Source organism: uncultured Sunxiuqinia sp. (assembly GCF_963974515.1).
In the GTDB taxonomy this organism is placed as follows: Bacteria; Bacteroidota; Bacteroidia; order Bacteroidales; family Prolixibacteraceae; genus Sunxiuqinia.
Genome location: NZ_CAXBDD010000004.1, coordinates 47,642 through 64,014 on the forward strand (window position 1 = coordinate 47,642; position 16,373 = coordinate 64,014).

A 16,373-nucleotide genomic window follows, 5' to 3' on the forward strand; every position below is an offset into this window, starting at 1 on the left:
AAATAAAATTCTGATCTTTGTCAGACTTTTTATCTTCTCATTAAAGGCAAAAATCAATTTACCAAAAATTAGATACATATGTTTAAGATTCAGACCTTAAATAAGATTGATCCCGAAGGCTTAAAAAACTTCTCCTTGGATCAATACGAAATCGCCAGTGAGTTTTCAAACCCCGACGGAATTATTGTTCGTAGCATGAAAATGCACGACATGGAATTACCTTCGAACCTGAAAGCGATTGCTCGTGCAGGAGCTGGTGTTAATAATATTCCGATTGACAAGTGTACCAACCAAGGTGTTGTTGTTTTTAACACACCGGGAGCCAATGCCCATGCGGTGAAGGAACTCACCATTGCCGGATTACTGCTTGCATCGCGCGATGTAGCAGGAGGAATCGAATGGGCAAAAACCTTGATAGGAAAAGGGGATCAGGTTCCCGCATTAATTGAAGCTGGTAAAAATAACTTTGCCGGGCAGGAGATCCGGGGTAAAACACTGGCTGTGATTGGACTGGGAGCAATTGGCGTATTGGTCGCAAATGCTGCGCAAGCCCTTGGAATGAATGTGCTGGGATACGACCCCTTCATTTCAGTAAAACACGCCTGGAAACTGAGCCGAAATGTAAAACACGCCGAAGGAATGGAGGCCCTGCTGGCTCATGCTGATTATGTGACTTTGCAAATTCCGCTAACCGAAGAAACCAAAGGATTTATCAACAAAGACAAATTCAAGTTGATGAAAAATGGCGTGCGCCTGCTGAATTTTGCCCGGGGAGGACTGGTAAATAATACCGATTTGGCAGCGGCAATCGAATCGGGTAAAGTAGCGCGGTACATCACCGACTTCCCCGACGAAGAAACTCTAAAAATGGACAAAGTCATTTCAATTCCTCACCTCGGTGCATCAACAGCCGAATCAGAAACCAATTGTGCCATCATGGCCGTTGACCAAATGAAGGAATTCCTGGAGAACGGAAACATCATCAACTCAGTGAATTTCCCGGCCGCCGAAATGGAAAATACCGGTGGAGCACGAATTATTGTAGCCAACAAAAACGTTCCCAACATGGTGAGCCAGATTTCGAGCTTACTGGCAAGCGAAGGCTACAACATTGCCAACATGCTCAACCGCAACAAGGCTGAAATAGCTTACAACATTATTGATGTTGACCGCAAAGAAGCAGACCCGTCACTTGCCGACAAAATTGCGGCGATAAACGGAGTCATTATGGTACGAATCTTACAATAAACTCTTGCCTTACAACACAGATACCGGTCGATGTTAAGCTTTATGCTTTCTTCGTCCGGTATTTTTGTTTTTATTCTTGCTCCTTGGCAAATAATTTTATTTTTGCAAACGTTTGAAAAAACACAATAAAACTTGATAATTAAATTCTGGCAAAAAACTAAATCATGAGTAACAAGTTGATTGAAAAAGCTGCGGATAATGTCCGCATTCTTTCTGCCGCAATGGTTGAAAAAGCAAAATCCGGCCATCCTGGTGGTGCCATGGGCGGAGCCGATTTTGTAAGTGTACTTTATTCTGAATTTTTGAATTACGATCCAACGGACATGAGCTGGCCCAACCGCGACCGCTTCTTTTTGGATCCGGGGCACATGTCGCCCATGTTGTATTCGATTTTATCGCTAACCGGAAAATTCAACATGGAAGACTTGAAAAACTTCCGCCAATGGGAAAGCGTCACACCGGGACATCCGGAACTGGATGTTGAACGGGGCGTAGAAAATACCTCAGGTCCACTGGGACAAGGACACACCATGGCTGTTGGTGCTGCCATTGTAGAACGTTTCATGGTTGCCCGTTTTGGCGAATGGATGGCTCACAAAACCTACACCTTCATTTCAGATGGCGGTGTACAGGAAGAAATTTCACAAGGTGCGGGCCGGATTGCCGGGTTTCTTGGATTGAACAATTTGGTGATGTTTTACGATTCGAACGACATCCAACTTTCAACCGAAACTGATAAAGTATCGACCGAAGATACGGCGAAAAAATATGAGGCATGGGGATGGCAAGTCATCACCATTGAAGGCAACAACCAGGATGCTATTCGCGAAGCGCTAAAAGCTGCCAATCTGGAAACAGAAAAACCTACCCTGATTATTGGTAAAACCATTATGGGTAAAGGCGCCTTGAACGATGCCGGTGAGAGTTTCGAACGCAAAGTTTCAACCCACGGAATGCCGCTGGGTGAAGCTGGTGGCAATCTGGCTAAAACTATTGCCAACTTGGGTGGTGATCCGGAAAATCCTTTCCAAATCTTTCCTGAAGTCGAAGATTTCTTCACCAAAAGGAACAAAGAACTGGAAGCAGCTGCTGCAGTAAAAAAAGCGGCACAAGCTGAATGGGAAAAAGCCAATCCTGAACTGGCCAAGAAATTGAATCAGTTCTTTTCAAAAGAAATGCCGGATTTTGATTTCAGCAAAATCCAGCAAAAAGCAGGCGTGGCATCGCGTGCAGCATCATCAACCGTATTAGCAGCATTCGCTGACGAGCTTGAAAATATGATTGTTGCCTCAGCTGACCTTTCCAACTCGGATAAAACCGACGGATTCCTGAAGAAGACAACTGCCTTTACAAAAGGTGATTTCTCAGGCGCTTTCCTTCAAGCTGGTGTTTGCGAGCTGACCATGGCGGCCATCATGAATGGTATGGCTTTGCATGGCGGTGTGATCCCGGTTTGTGGTACCTTCTTTGTATTTAGCGACTACCAAAAGCCTGCCGTTCGTTTGGCTGCCTTAATGGAGTTGCCGGTGAAATTTGTGTGGACCCATGATGCATTCCGTGTTGGCGAAGATGGCCCAACTCACCAACCCGTTGAGCAGGAAGCACAAATCCGCCTGCTGGAAAAACTAAAAAACCACAAAGGCGAAAATTCAACGCTCGTCTTGCGCCCGGCTGATTCGGAAGAAACAACCGTAGCATGGAAACTGGCCCTGGAAAATATCAAGACCCCAACAGCTTTGATCTTGTCGCGCCAAAACATTCCAAACCTTCCCGGAGAAGACCGGTATGCTGAAGCCCTGAAATCAGAAAAAGGAGCTTACGTTGTCACCGACACCGCAGGAACACCCGATGTAATTTTACTAGCCAGTGGCTCGGAAGTAGCCACCTTGGTCGCCGGAGCTGAATTACTGGCGAAAGACAACATCAAATGTCGGATTGTTTCAGTTCCTTCTGAAGGATTATTCCGCTCACAAAGCGCCGAATACCAGGCTAAGGTTTTACCCGCCGGAGTGAAAAAATTCGGATTAACTGCGGGCTTACCAGTTACCCTCGAAGGTTTGGTTGGTGCAGATGGAACAGTATTCGGAATGGAATCGTTTGGATTTTCGGCCCCCTACACTGTGCTGGATGAAAAACTGGGTTTCACCGGGCAAAACGTTTACAAGCAAGTGAAAAAGCTTTTGGCTTAACCACTTCATAAATACGTCAGAAAAGGCCGGGTTGACCGGCCTTTTTTGTCTCTTAATGTTTTAGCAATGAATTGACGACAATCACTTTTTCGATTGTCATTCGATTCCTATCGTTTCAAAACAACACGGTAGCGGGCTTTTCCTTTCTCCAAATGTTCAATTGCTTCGTTCACCTGTTCCATAGGAAATTCTTCCACCACTGGATAAATGGTATGACGCTTACAGAAATCAAGCATGGTTCGAGTCAGCGCAGGACTTCCCAGCGGACTTCCGCCAACCGACTTCTCCCCCATGATCAACGAAAAAGCAGGTATGGCCATGGGCTCCAATACGGCTCCTACCGTATGAAATTTCCCTTTTGGCGCCAAGCAGGTTAAATAGGAATTCCAGTCAAGCGTTACATTGGTCGTATTTAGGATAAAATCGAGGGTTCCGGCAATACTTTCCAACTCCTTCGGATCGCGTGAGTTAATCACGCTTGTTGCTCCCATGGCCTTAATTTGTGCCTCTTTATCAGGATGGGAACTAAAAGCCACAACTTCACAGCCCCACTTATTAAGGAACTTCAAAGCCATGTGCCCCAGTCCTCCGATTCCGATTACCCCCACTTTATCTGTCGGTTTTATATTCCAGAGTACAATTGGATTGAAAACCGTTATTCCACCGCACAACAGTGGTCCGGCTTTTTGAAGATCCACCCCCTCAGGAATGGCAATGGCCCACGACCAATGGCACCTCACGTAGTCCGCAAATCCGCCGTGACGGCCGACAATGGTCCCTTGGACGCTATGGCACAAATGATGGCTGCCACTCATGCACTGATCACAATGCATACACGAGCCCGAATTCCAGCCCAGTCCGACAATATCCCCTTCCTGCAGATTTTTCACCTCACGCCCAACGCTGACCACTTCACCAATCACCTCGTGCCCCGGAACAAAAGGGTACTGGGTCATTCCCCAATCGTTGTTGAGCATACTTAAATCAGAATGACAAATCCCGCAGTAATGAACTTGTATATCCACCTGGTCCGTGCCGATATCAGGTAAGTTGTAAGAAAAAGGCACGAGCGTTCCTCCGGGTTCACTCGCTGCAAATGCATTTACTTTTCTCATAACAGGAATTGGTGATTTACGGATTAATGATGGTTGCCGAATCAACTGCTTGGAAAAAATGGATGGCTTTGCCATCTTTAAAAGTCCACGTGTGTGTGGCATTGGCCTTGAATTTTTTTCCTGTAGCTTTCCACGTTCCCGTGTAATGGCCAACCATCACAATCTTGTCACCACCGTCAACAAAGTCAGAGATTTGAATCTTGAAATTATCGTAATGCTCTGGTATGGGCACCAAAACTTCATTCAACACAGTCTGTGAGCCAACGTACTTTCCATCATCACTCACATAAGGAAATCCAGCACATTCTTCCCAAACAATGTCTTTATGCCAAGAAGAAAGAACCCCTTCGATGTTACCAGTTTCAAAATCCTGGTAGCCTTTTTTTAAAATCTCTAAATTACTCATAATGCAATTTTTAAAATTATTCATACTAAATCTGATTCGTTCTGACTACTTGATGTAACCATTTATCGGTTGTCAATTTAACTCGAATCAACAAGGACTGGCTGGGTCTATTTCTTGCATCTTCCGGATCAATTTGAAGCATTTACATTGAAAGAACGCATCATTCAACCAATAAAGAAAAGCGATTTTTGGCAGAGGGATCTGATTTTAGGCGATAGCTAGTTCGAGAGAGAACGGGTTATTAATCAACCCCACGAGATTTCAAAACGAACATTCAAGTTACGCCTTATCCAAATTAATTCAAAATAATAAACTGATTTATTTTGAGTAAGATAGAGGTAAAATAGACTAAATTATTCATGAAACAATCATCCGGAAAAAGACAATAAAAAAAGGCCGGGATTTCCCCGACCTCGCTATAACATCTTATGCCCGCAAACCATGCACCAACGCATTGTCACAAAGCCTCCTCAAAATAACTCGATGATTCTACTTCACCACTTTTAGCCAGGCGCTGGCCATGAGTTGAGCACCGGCCATCGATGGGTGAACCCCATCGGGACTCCAGTAAGCAGCAGGAGCATGCTTCAATGCTTCCTCAAAAATTTGCTGGTAGGGCACATAAAAAGTGTCAAACTCTTCAGCCAGCTTTTTAGCCGCCTTCTGATAAGGAGCAAACTCATCCATCCAGCCCTCGCCTATGGCTGTTCCGCCGGGCACTGAAAAAGGTTCACAAATCACCAGTCTCACGTTCGGAAGCGCCTCTTTGGTCTGCTTCAGCAAAGCCCGAAGATCAGTTTCATACACCTCAGGTGTTCCATCGTAATTTCCATTGCGCTTGTGCCAGTAGTCATTCACACCAATTAAAATACTCAGCACGTCGGGTTGCAGATCCAGGCAATCTTCGTTCCATCGGTCACGCAACTGGTACACCTTGTTTCCACTAATTCCGCGGTTGTAAATCGTTAGCGTTTTACCAGCCAGTTTCTCCAGCAAGCTGGCTCCGGCCATTAAGGCATAACCGTTTCCGAACGAACTGGCGTCGTTGGGCAACTGGCGCTCCTTGTTGCGTCCGGCGTCGGTTATCGAATCGCCCTGAAAGAGCACGGTTCCATCACCTGGAAAAATAGAAAACCGGTCTTTCTTTTTTTCTTTCTTTTCGGGCAAAGTAGCCGACAAAATCATGGGGATACTGGCGATTCCGGCAGCATGAACCACCGAACGCCTAAAAAATCTTCTTCTCGTTAAACTCATCATTTAGCTTTGTTAGATATTGTTGAATAAATTCCATGCGCTTCGAAACAGTCGTCAGTGGTAATTCAACCAACTGATATTCCAGCTCATGGTATGTTTGAACGATCATTTCGTGTATCTGGCACGCTTCTTCAAAAGACTCCGTTCTTATTTGATCCTGCCGGTAAATTTCTTTCCAGGGTGGCGCGACAAACACCACCGGAAAGTAGCGATATTTTTTAGCATTTTCAACCAATACCCGAGGATTCTGAAATCCACGATACCGTGCAAAAGCCAGCTGGTCGGGTATTCCGCGGTCTGAAAATGCCAATTCACCTTCGGTCACAGCGTTAAAGAAAGCTATTCGGCGCCTGATCACTTCTTGTTGAAAAGCCTTCCCGTTTTTCCAGGGCAAGCTCTCTCCTCCGACAGACAACTGCTCGTCAATCAATTCGCGGGCAACTTCTCCCCCAACCCGGTACCCGGTTCTGCCGAACGCGTTTACAAGATTGGTTTTGCCGAATCCAGGACCTCCTGTAATAATAACAATCCATTTCTCCATCGCCTTTCAATAAAATTTGTTGCGCGAATAGAACTACGTTTCGCCTATAATTTATCAGCAAGCAAGCAACACGATTATTGGAATTAATTTTAATAAGCCTATTTTATTCAAAAAACATACAATCGTCACCTCTTCGATTATTTTATATTTTTGGAGTACAAACTGCAAAATACAGAAATCACCCATATCAATCTCGAAAAAAAACAAAATGACAAAAAAGTACTCATTGCTGATGCTATTCGCAATACGATCATTAAGCGCCTTATGTCAAGAAAAACAAACAAAAGTCAGCTTTCATAACGGAGATCGTCTATCGTTAAGTCTATTCATCACCAATAAATTTTTCCTGAAATTCAAGTAGAAAGGAATCATCTGGAAGTTCAGGGTGCCAGCTATACGTTCCTCATCCGGAATGATATCCCTGTAAAAGAACGCGCTCTTTCCTGGGGAATCGGCTACAAGTACTCTGATCGATATGAAACCTGCTTTGTGCTGCCAGTTGAGCTGCGGAAAGCAAATGTCTTTAGCGAGCATGTGTCTTTGTCCATTGGTCTTGAACTGGCCGGCGACCTGAGCGAAAAAAGCAGGGTGAAGCTCCTAACTGGTGTGTTTATCAAGTTCTAAATCCACTTCGCGACAAGAACCGCCATGCAGATAACTCGCATGACCATCCATTCCTTAGCAAGACAGTTTCACGGTCGAAACAATTGTGCGAAGGAATAACTGTATACTCCCGAACAGAATCCTGGCAACCTCCCGGATCAAAACGCTTCACCCTTTAGTCATCTGCCAGCATGACACGCACTGGTAATTTCTTCAATTCTACAGCATCAGTGAGTTAAAATCGCCGTACGAGTTGAACAGAAAATAATTCAGCGAACATCATTCCATCCCGAAATTTAGAATCAATCTAAAATAGACTGGTTAATAATTATTTAACGTGCGGGTTATGCCTTTCATTAGGCGGATTTCGAAAATAATTATACTTTCGCCGATCAAATCGTGTGCGAACACGGTTTTTTTAAACACAAATTCCGTGTACGACAACGGGAACTTCAAATTGAAAAAGACTAGATATGAAACTGAACAGATCAACCGTTAAAAACGCAGCACAATATCCTACGCGGATCCTGCAATTTGGCGAAGGAAACTTTTTAAGGGCATTTGCCGACTGGATGGTTCAAAAAATGAACAATGAAATTGATTTCAACACCGGAATCGATGTCGTTCAGCCTCTTCCGGGTGGAATGATCAACTTGATTAACCAGCAAGACGGCTTATACCATGTTTACCTGAAAGGGATTAAAAATGGTGCGCCAGTTAAAGAATACGAATTCATTCAATGTTTGAATAAGGGGATCAACCCCTACACAGAATTCGACGCTTACAAAGAATCGATTCTTAACCCGGATTTACGTTTTGTGATTTCGAACACAACGGAGGCTGGCATCACCTTTGATCCGGCCGATACGCTGGACATGCAGCCGCAGAATTCCTTTCCAGGCAAAGTAACGGCACTGCTTTACGAACGTTTCAAGGCTTTTGACGGCGCTGCTGACAAAGGCTTGATCTTTTTTACCTGCGAGCTGATCGACCGCAATGGCGATATGCTGAGAAAATACGTTTTGCAACATGCCAAAAACTGGAACCTGGGCGAAGCATTCATCCAATGGACAGAAACCGCCTGCGCTTTCTGCAATACGCTGGTTGACCGCATTGTGCCGGGCTTCCCAAAGGATGACATCAAAGAAATTCAAGGCGAGCTGGGTTGCGAAGATAATTTGGTGGTTGTGGGCGAATATTTTCACCTGTGGGTGATTGAAGCGCCCGAGTGGGTGGCCAATGAATTCCCTGCTGCCAAAGCCGGACTCGATGTGAAATTCGTGAAAGACATGACCCGTTTCCGCGAGCAGAAAGTGCAGGTGCTGAATGGATGCCACACCGGAAGCTACGCCGTTTCGTACCTGAGCGGAATTGAGACTGTTCGCGAAGCCTATGAAAACCTCGAAACCGGTAACTTCATGAAGGAGCTGGTTTACGACGAAGTTCTATCGGTACTGGATGGCTCGGAGAAAGAACTGAAAAATTTTGCCGGCAAAATCTTGGAGCGCTTCTCCAATCCTTATATCCGGCACCAGTGGCAAAGCATCGCGCTCAATGCTATGTCGAAGTGGGAAACACGCAACCTCCCCTCGCTGCTCAACTTTGTGAAAGCGCACGACATGCTTCCGCAAAAGCTCGTTTTCTCCCTGGCCGCCATGATTGCCTACTTTAAAGGTGAAACCGAAGGCAAGTGCTACAACATTCAGGATGACGAGTGGATTTTGGAGTTTTACAAGGAAGCCTGGGCTGCCTGCGATGGCCGGCCAATTTCGATTTACCAATTGGTTGAAAAAGTATTGAGCCTGGACAAAGTCTGGAAGCAAAATCTGAATGAGATTCCAAACCTGACGATTACCGTCAGCCACTACCTGTTCCTGATTCAGCAAGTTGGCATGAAAAAAGCGGTGAAAGCCGTATTAAGCGAAAGCAACCCACTGATGGAAATGACCATAGAGGGAAAAGCCAAACGAGCGTTGGCTGCAAATTCATAACACGAAACAAAAAAACGATGGCAAATTCGATTCAAATTCATGCATTGGACAATGTGGTGATCGCCCTAAAAGATTTTTCAGCAGGAGAGATTCTTGAAGTGGATCAACAACAACTCACGATTTCGGCAGAAGTGCCCCGCGGGCATAAAATCGCCCTGCGACCCATTGACCAAGGCGAAGACGTGATTAAATATGGCGTCCCGATTGGGCATGCCACCCAAGCCATTCAACCGGGTGAACATGTTCATGTGCACAACGCGAAGACCAACCTCTCGGGCACCATGGAATACACCTTCAACCAAAAGCTGAACACCCTTCAACACGAAAAACAGGACTTAACGTTCCAGGGTTTCCGCAGGAGAAACGGCCAGGTTGGCGTTCGAAACGAGCTATGGATTGTGCCAACAGTTGGTTGTGTGAATGGGCAGGCCGATTTGATCATCAGCCAGTTTAAAGCTGGCAACCCAGCAACGGATATTGACAATGTGCAGGTTTTCAGGCACAGCTACGGCTGTTCGCAGTTGGGCGACGACCATGAAAACACGCAAAAGGCCTTGGCCAACCTGATCAATCACCCAAACGCCGGTGGTGTGTTGGTGATGGGGCTGGGCTGTGAAAATAACCAGATCAGCCAGTTGAAAAAATTCATTGGCGACTACGACGACAAGCGGATCAAGTTCCTTGTAGCGCAGGAAGTGGAAGATGAGGTGGAAGCAGGCTTGAAACTACTGGAGGAGCTTTACGAAACCATGCGCTACGACCAACGATCAGCATGCCCGGTTTCGGAACTGAAGATCGGCCTGAAGTGCGGCGGCTCCGATGGACTGTCCGGCATTACAGCCAATCCGCTGGTAGGTTCTTTTTCTGACTTTTTAGTCGCGCAAGGTGGAACCACCATCCTCACCGAAGTGCCCGAGATGTTTGGCGCTGAACAAGTACTGATGGAACGTGCTGAAAATCAGGAAGTATTTGAAAAAACCGTCAGCCTGATTAACAATTTCAAAGAATACTACATCAAACACGATTTGCCGGTGTACGAAAACCCATCGCCCGGAAACAAGCAGGGCGGCATTACCACGCTCGAAGACAAATCGCTGGGCTGTACCCAAAAAGGGGGAACCGCCACCATTGTTGATGTATTGAGCTATGCAGAGCCGCTGAAGAAAAACGGACTCAACCTACTCTCGTCGCCCGGCAACGACTTGGTAGCCGCTTCAGCCCTTGGTTTTAGCGGATGTCAAATCGTTTTATTCACCACCGGTCGCGGAACTCCGTTTGGCAGTTTTGTGCCCACCATGAAAATTGCCACCAACACGGCGCTTTACGAAAAGAAAAGAAACTGGATTGACTTTAATGCCGGAAAACTGCTTGAAGATTGCACCATGGAACAACTTACAAACGAATTATTTAACGAAATTATAAACATTGCCGAGGGCAAAAAGTTGAAGCATGAGCTTAGCGGGTTCAAAGAAATTGCTATCTTTAAAACCGGAATAACCTTATAATTAAAATATCCCCTCGGGAAGGGGTAGTTAGTAGTAATTGAGTAGTAGTAGTAAAAAAACCCTTCGGCATGCCGAAGGGTTTTTGTGTTTTAGAGTTGTGTATTCTGAATAGCTGCGAAGGAGTTCAATAGCTCTGTCCGCTTAAGAATCCCGAAACAAGCCCGGGATGACTACTAAAAACTGATTACGGAGACTCAACACTAGCCCTTTATTCCGCCAGCAACTTATCAGCCATGGCATTGGCTAGTTCAATGCATTGCTGGTATTTATCCTTTTTCAGGGCACCTTTTTCTTCTACCGGCTCATACACCAAATCCCATTTAATATTATCGGCAAACTTCACCAGGTTCTTTACACCGCCCCCGTTCCATGCGAAATTCCCAAACACACCCAGGTAATGATCTTTAATGCCCATGTGCTCAATGGTGGTCAGCAAGGTCTGCACATTCGGGAACATGGCATTATTGTAGGCACAACTTCCGACAATAAAACCTTTGTATTTGAAAATATCGTTGATAATGTACGAAGCATGAGTCTTGGACGAATCGTACACACGGATGTCTTTAATGCCGCGCTCACTTAGCTGGCGGGCAATCACCTCGGCCATTTTTTGCGTATTTCCATACATCGAGCCATACACAATGATCACCCCCTTATCTGTATCATAGGTGCTCCACTTGTTGTAACGGCTCAACACCCAGTCCAGATCAGTTCGCCAAATGGGCCCGTGAGTAGCGGCAATCATCTGAATGTCGAGCGGTGCCAACTTTTTGATGGCGCGTTGCGTGTGCGGACAATATTTTCCGACAATGTTGGTGAAATAACGCATGATCTCCACTTCGTAAAAATCAAGGTTAATTTCATCGTCAAAAACACCACCATCCAGCGTTCCGTAACTTCCAAAGGCGTCGCCCGAAAACAAGATTTTATGCGTCTCATCGTAAGTAACCATTGTTTCGGGCCAGTGAACCATCGGGATCATCTGAAACTGCAGCCTGACCTTTCCGAGATCAAGGGTGTCGTTATCGTATACTTCCAGGGTATTGTCTGGTTTGAAGTAAAAACTCTCTACAAATCCGAAGGTCTTTTTGTTTCCAACCAACGTGATGTTTGGATATTTGGTTTTAACAGCTTTAATTGCTCCCGAATGGTCGGGCTCCATGTGATTGATGATCAAATAATCAACCTGCCGGTCGCCAATAATTTCCTCAATCTGGTCGAGGTAATCGTCAATAAACTGGCGCTCAACGGTGTCAACTAAAGCGATTTTCTCATCCACAATCAAATAGGAATTGTATGAAACGCCATGCGGAATGGGCCAGATATTCTCAAACAAATTGGTCCTGCGGTCGTTATAACCCAGATAGTAGATATTTTCAGCAAGTTTAACCTGATGCATAATTTTCGATTTTTTTTGAATGACTTCCGGCCACGAAAATACAGATTTTCGCTTAGATCGGTGCCCGACTGTTTTCAATTCTTTAAAAATTAAGGTAAAACTCACACAACTGTAAAACCGCAGAAAAGTATATTTTTGTAGCTCAAATTGAAAACACATGAATGTAAACTCAAATAATCGCTTGCATCTTTTTCCAAAGCTCAATAAATGGCTGATCATTATTTTTGCCGTCGCCTTCATCATTGCCGGACTGCGAGGCTACCAGCTTTTTCAATATGTCTTCGAAGAAAACATTGACCACCCCGGAAGTATCACCATTGACAAGGAAGCCACTTACCAGGATGTGCTGGATTCGCTGAATTCGCGCGACATTATTGAAAATGAAAAGGCTTTTCGATGGGTGGCTAAAAAGAAAAAGTATCCGTCCAATATCAAAGCCGGGAGGTATGTTTTTGAAAAGGGGATGAACACCAACGAAATTGTGAACCGGCTGCGGGCGGGCGACCAGGAACCGGTAACGGTCACTTTCAACAACCTGCGTTTTATCGATCAACTGGCCGGGTCGGTTGCGCGAAAAATTGAACCCGACTCGCTGGAGCTACTCCAGTATCTGAATGACAGTATGGTAATCAGCAAACACGGGTTCGACCAACATTCTTTTCACGCCATGTTCATTCCGAATACGTACGAATTTTACTGGACCACAAGTCCGGAGCAATTTGTGGACCGCATGGCGTCGGAATACAGGCGTTTTTGGAACGCTGACCGGATTGCCAAAGCCGAGGCACTTGGGTTAACTCCTGTCGAAGTATCAACCGTGGCATCCATCGTTCAGGAGGAAACCATTAAGGCCGATGAAAAAGCGCGGGTAGCGGGCCTTTATCTCAACCGGATCAAGCGGGGCATGTTGTTGCAGGCAGATCCTACCGTCAAGTTTGCCTTAGGCGATTTCGGAATCAAGCGGGTGCTCAACGTCCACTTAAAAATTGATTCTCCTTACAACACATACATTTATGCCGGATTACCTCCGGGGCCAATCAACTTCCCCGAAATATCGAGCATTGAGGCGGTGCTAAACGCCGAAGAACACGCCTACCTATACATGTGCGCCAGCGACGAATTTAATGGCTACCACAATTTCGCAAAGACCCTGCGCGAGCACAACATCAATGCCCATCGTTACCAGGAAGCACTAAATGCGAACAAAATATGGAAGTAAGAGGCGCGTCAATTTCCAACAGCTTTTAACGCTATTTAAGACTCTTTCTTTAATCTTATCATGAATTAAAGAATCTTAACAGAGCCAGGATGTAGCTTTACGATCAAAAAACGATGAGGCTCCTCCTGCTTTATTTCCTCCTGGTCAGCATCCTACCTGTCGCTGGTCAGGAAGTCCCCGAAACCATTGTTTTCACCGGTTTTATTTTCTCTGAAGACTCCGTTCCGGCAGAAAATGCCCATCTGATCAATTACCGCGATACCAAGATTGTAGCAACCGACAGCACCGGCCGTTTTACCATTTTTGCACAAGAAGGCGACTCGCTGATGATTAATCATATTTCCTTACAGGCACGTGTGATACACGCCAACAAACTAAAAGCCGGCGCAAACAAAATCTATGTCGGCTTCCGCACCTACCAGCTTGATGCAGTTGCCACACGAGGCTTTGAACGGGATTACCACAATTTTGAGCAAAACATGAAAAAACTTAACCGCGAGCTTCAAAATCTGGGTTATGGTAAAGCACAAACCGCAAGGGGTAATTACGATAATCCTTACAACCCTCAGAAAACAAATCCCGGCCTTACCACAACCGTTGGTGAGCTGATTCGCCTGTTCAAAAAGAAGTAATTAAACCCGGCAATTCTTATCTTTGGAACTTCAATAAAACAGTTTGCAGAGCGCAACTAATAAAATAAATGATCATGGCAATCAAGGGAGTAATTTTTGATTTTAACGGAACATTATTTTGGGATACACCTTTCCATAACACGGCCTGGGATCGGTTTCTGGAAAACCACCAGATTGAACTGACCGACCAGGAGAAAAACGAAAAAATTCACGGAAAGAACAACCGAGATATTTTCACCGGCTTGTTAAACCGGGCAATTGAGCCGGAAGAACTCGAACGATTTATCGACGAAAAAGAACAACTATACCGCGACATCTGCGTGAAAGAGCAACAACCCCTGGCCGACGGAGCCATCGAATTATTCGAATTCCTAAAAGTGAATAATCTCCGTTACACCATCGCCACCGCTTCGGGACCAGAGAATGTAGGTTTCTTTTTTCGGCAATTCGATCTTCACCATTGGTTTGATTTTGAACAGGTGGTTTACGATGATGGTTCCATGCGGGGAAAACCCAATCCCGACTTCTTTTTGAAAGCCATGGAAAAGCTGCAACTGAAACCCGAAGAGTGTCTGATTTTTGAAGATTCCATTGCCGGGATAAAAGCAGCGGAAAATGCAGGTGCCGGAAAAATCATCATCGTCAATTCAACCCAAACAGACTACGGCCAGTTTGGGCACGAAGTCATCCGCACTTTTCGCGATCCAATCAGAGGGTGGTTTGAATCAACTTAGCCAGGTTTAGCCGAACCTATTGGCTCAACCATAAAAATGACCTAACTTTATTCAAAAGAAAACCCACATCCCATGAACCATAGAATCAGCATGACCAACGTAAGCTTTGCGTTCCTGAAAAGCTCGCCCGACTTCCTCAACCTGGTTTTAAACAACATTAACTCATGTGTTTTACTTCTCGACAAAGACATGCGCTTACAGGCATTTAACGACGCGACAACCGCTATTTTTTTAAGAAATAAGGCAGAGGACATCCAATATGTCCGCTGCGGCGAAGCCATCGGATGCGCATATCAAGTGGAGAAAATGAAAGACTGCGGGCGAACACCCCACTGTAACCGTTGTCCGCTACGCGAGGCCGCATTGATTTCCTACTCGGAAAATAAACCGGTTTATAGAGAGCATATCGCACGCGAATTTTATATGAATGATGGAAAGAAAGTCTTAAAACACCTCCAGTTTTCAACCCGGTCTTTTCATTTCCAAAAAGACCGGTATATTTTGATGATCGTTGACGATATCAGCGAAATTGTGGAAACTAAAAATAAGCTGGTCGAAAAAGAAAAGCAATTTATCAACCACATGGCCAATCTGAATAGCGGACAGAACCACTAGCAACGAAAACAAAGCAGACGTTTCAGTATTGGTGAAAAGCATCGGACACAAACGAAAGGACTGTTGGTAACGATTCGCGCCAGTAAGTCCAGGTATGTCCTCCCTGCCGGATGCGGAATTCGTGGGGAATTTCCTTTTTTCGCATCGCGATATGCAGCAGTGAATTGCCCTCATACAAAAAATCATCGTCGCCACAATCAATCAACCAGCGTACGGCCTTTTTCTGGTCGTCAGGCATATTCTCAACCAAGACCAAGGCGCTGTGTTGCTCATAGTAGGCTTCAATCTCGGCATCCGAGGCACCGGTTTGACCCCAGCGTTCGAAGTACTTCCGCGCATCGGCTTTAGAAAGCGGCCCGGTTGCGGCGCTCAGGGGACAGGCCGATGAAAATAGTTCCGGATGATGAAGCGCATACATCAAGGTTCCGCCACCACCCATCGACAGGCCGGCAACAGCTCGGTAGCGCTTGTCTCCTTTAATCCGATATTCCTTTTCAACGTGGGGCATCAGTTCTTCAAAGAAGAAATCCTCGTAGCGCCACTCCCCTTGGATGTCGTTAAAATACCCCCGCTTACTGGTATTGGCATCGGGCATTACGATGATCATCGCGGTGGCCGAACCGTTTCGAATGGCTTCGTCGGTGATGCGCAGCACCTCGCCAAACTGCACCCATCCCGTTTGGTCGTCACCAGCGCCATGCAGCAAGTACAGTACCGGATAAGTCCGCTCCGACGTTTCATAATCGGGTGGCAGATAAATAGCAAAGTGGCGGTCCATTTTCAGGATTTCGCTTTTCATGGTGAGCTTGTCGAAGACTTTTCCCGCTTGGGCAAACACGGAAGCGGAGACGATGCACAGGGTCAGGATGGAGAACAGTTTCTTCATTGGATCTTATTTCGTTGGTTCAAGGAACTAAAGATA

Annotated in this window: 14 protein-coding genes; 8 read left to right on the top strand and 6 right to left on the bottom strand. The window is 45.6% G+C overall.

The window, feature by feature from the left end:
* Positions 1–78 precede the first annotated feature (78 nt).
* Together AAC033_RS02180 and AAC033_RS02185 are read left to right on the top strand one after the other, a co-directional pair.
* Entirely contained in the window at positions 79–1,248 is a 1,170-nt protein-coding gene (locus tag AAC033_RS02180; protein WP_339734894.1) for a phosphoglycerate dehydrogenase, read from the top strand.
* Positions 1,249–1,412: 164 nt separating this feature from the next.
* Entirely contained in the window at positions 1,413–3,437 is a 2,025-nt protein-coding gene (locus AAC033_RS02185; protein WP_339734896.1) for a transketolase, read from the top strand.
* Positions 3,438–3,544: 107 nt separating this feature from the next.
* Here AAC033_RS02185 and AAC033_RS02190 read toward each other — a convergent pair whose 3' ends face one another.
* The 4 genes from AAC033_RS02190 to AAC033_RS02205 all read right to left on the bottom strand — a co-directional run bounded on the left by AAC033_RS02190 (position 3,545) and on the right by AAC033_RS02205 (position 6,753).
* Positions 3,545–4,552: an NAD(P)-dependent alcohol dehydrogenase gene (locus AAC033_RS02190; RefSeq protein WP_339734898.1), complete on the bottom strand. Its 1,008-nt coding sequence runs from the start codon at positions 4,550–4,552 to the stop codon at positions 3,545–3,547.
* Positions 4,553–4,568: 16 nt separating this feature from the next.
* Positions 4,569–4,958, bottom strand: coding sequence for a nuclear transport factor 2 family protein (locus tag AAC033_RS02195; RefSeq protein WP_339734900.1), 390 nt, complete (start codon positions 4,956–4,958; stop codon positions 4,569–4,571).
* A 489-nt stretch (positions 4,959–5,447) separates the two neighbouring features.
* On the bottom strand, positions 5,448–6,215 hold the full coding sequence (locus tag AAC033_RS02200; protein WP_339734901.1) for an SGNH/GDSL hydrolase family protein: 768 nt from the start codon (positions 6,213–6,215) through the stop codon (positions 5,448–5,450).
* On the bottom strand, positions 6,184–6,753 hold the full coding sequence (locus AAC033_RS02205) for an AAA family ATPase (protein ID WP_339734903.1): 570 nt from the start codon (positions 6,751–6,753) through the stop codon (positions 6,184–6,186). Before AAC033_RS02205 ends, AAC033_RS02200 begins: the two co-directional genes overlap by 32 nt.
* A gap of 1,076 nt (positions 6,754–7,829) precedes the next feature.
* Between AAC033_RS02205 and AAC033_RS02210 the strand changes: the two genes are divergently transcribed.
* Positions 7,830–9,347 carry a tagaturonate reductase gene (locus tag AAC033_RS02210; protein ID WP_339734905.1) on the top strand — a complete coding sequence of 506 codons (1,518 nt, stop codon included), beginning with the start codon at positions 7,830–7,832 and terminating at the stop codon, positions 9,345–9,347.
* Between the two features lie 17 nt (positions 9,348–9,364).
* The gene (locus AAC033_RS02215) at positions 9,365–10,852 is read left to right on the top strand and encodes an altronate dehydratase family protein (protein WP_339734907.1); all 1,488 of its coding nucleotides are present in this window, start codon (positions 9,365–9,367) and stop codon (positions 10,850–10,852) included.
* A gap of 208 nt (positions 10,853–11,060) precedes the next feature.
* Here AAC033_RS02215 and AAC033_RS02220 read toward each other — a convergent pair whose 3' ends face one another.
* A complete protein-coding gene (locus tag AAC033_RS02220; RefSeq protein WP_339734909.1) occupies positions 11,061–12,251 on the bottom strand; it encodes an FprA family A-type flavoprotein in 1,191 nt (396 codons plus the stop codon).
* A gap of 157 nt (positions 12,252–12,408) precedes the next feature.
* On the opposite strand from AAC033_RS02220, the gene mltG reads away from it, so the two are divergent.
* From mltG to AAC033_RS02240, 4 genes are all read left to right on the top strand, one after another.
* Positions 12,409–13,470 (top strand): endolytic transglycosylase MltG, encoded by a 1,062-nt coding sequence (mltG, locus tag AAC033_RS02225; RefSeq protein WP_339734911.1) that lies wholly within the window; start codon positions 12,409–12,411, stop codon positions 13,468–13,470.
* Between the two features lie 113 nt (positions 13,471–13,583).
* Positions 13,584–14,102 carry a hypothetical protein gene (locus AAC033_RS02230; RefSeq protein ID WP_339734913.1) on the top strand — a complete coding sequence of 173 codons (519 nt, stop codon included), beginning with the start codon at positions 13,584–13,586 and terminating at the stop codon, positions 14,100–14,102.
* Between the two features lie 74 nt (positions 14,103–14,176).
* Entirely contained in the window at positions 14,177–14,836 is a 660-nt protein-coding gene (locus AAC033_RS02235; protein WP_339734915.1) for an HAD family phosphatase, read from the top strand.
* Positions 14,837–14,908: 72 nt separating this feature from the next.
* Positions 14,909–15,451 carry a hypothetical protein gene (locus tag AAC033_RS02240; RefSeq protein ID WP_339734917.1) on the top strand — a complete coding sequence of 181 codons (543 nt, stop codon included), beginning with the start codon at positions 14,909–14,911 and terminating at the stop codon, positions 15,449–15,451.
* A 22-nt stretch (positions 15,452–15,473) separates the two neighbouring features.
* Here AAC033_RS02240 and AAC033_RS02245 read toward each other — a convergent pair whose 3' ends face one another.
* Positions 15,474–16,337: an alpha/beta hydrolase-fold protein gene (locus AAC033_RS02245; RefSeq protein ID WP_339734920.1), complete on the bottom strand. Its 864-nt coding sequence runs from the start codon at positions 16,335–16,337 to the stop codon at positions 15,474–15,476.
* Positions 16,338–16,373 lie beyond the last annotated feature (36 nt).

Excerpts from the sequence above, each read along its gene's own strand:
- AAC033_RS02230 (WP_339734913.1), top strand. The coding sequence starts at position 13,584 with ATGAGGCTCCTCCTGCTTTATTTCCTCCTGGTCAGCATCCTACCTGTC.
- mltG (WP_339734911.1), top strand. The coding sequence starts at position 12,409 with ATGAATGTAAACTCAAATAATCGCTTGCATCTTTTTCCAAAGCTCAAT.
- AAC033_RS02235 (WP_339734915.1), top strand. The coding sequence starts at position 14,177 with ATGGCAATCAAGGGAGTAATTTTTGATTTTAACGGAACATTATTTTGG.
- AAC033_RS02190 (WP_339734898.1), bottom strand. The coding sequence starts at position 4,552 with ATGAGAAAAGTAAATGCATTTGCAGCGAGTGAACCCGGAGGAACGCTC.
- AAC033_RS02240 (WP_339734917.1), top strand. The coding sequence starts at position 14,909 with ATGAACCATAGAATCAGCATGACCAACGTAAGCTTTGCGTTCCTGAAA.
- AAC033_RS02195 (WP_339734900.1), bottom strand. The coding sequence starts at position 4,958 with ATGAGTAATTTAGAGATTTTAAAAAAAGGCTACCAGGATTTTGAAACT.
- AAC033_RS02205 (WP_339734903.1), bottom strand. The coding sequence starts at position 6,753 with ATGGAGAAATGGATTGTTATTATTACAGGAGGTCCTGGATTCGGCAAA.
- AAC033_RS02215 (WP_339734907.1), top strand. The coding sequence starts at position 9,365 with ATGGCAAATTCGATTCAAATTCATGCATTGGACAATGTGGTGATCGCC.
- AAC033_RS02245 (WP_339734920.1), bottom strand. The coding sequence starts at position 16,337 with ATGAAGAAACTGTTCTCCATCCTGACCCTGTGCATCGTCTCCGCTTCC.
- AAC033_RS02200 (WP_339734901.1), bottom strand. The coding sequence starts at position 6,215 with ATGATGAGTTTAACGAGAAGAAGATTTTTTAGGCGTTCGGTGGTTCAT.
- AAC033_RS02210 (WP_339734905.1), top strand. The coding sequence starts at position 7,830 with ATGAAACTGAACAGATCAACCGTTAAAAACGCAGCACAATATCCTACG.
- AAC033_RS02180 (WP_339734894.1), top strand. The coding sequence starts at position 79 with ATGTTTAAGATTCAGACCTTAAATAAGATTGATCCCGAAGGCTTAAAA.
- AAC033_RS02185 (WP_339734896.1), top strand. The coding sequence starts at position 1,413 with ATGAGTAACAAGTTGATTGAAAAAGCTGCGGATAATGTCCGCATTCTT.
- AAC033_RS02220 (WP_339734909.1), bottom strand. The coding sequence starts at position 12,251 with ATGCATCAGGTTAAACTTGCTGAAAATATCTACTATCTGGGTTATAAC.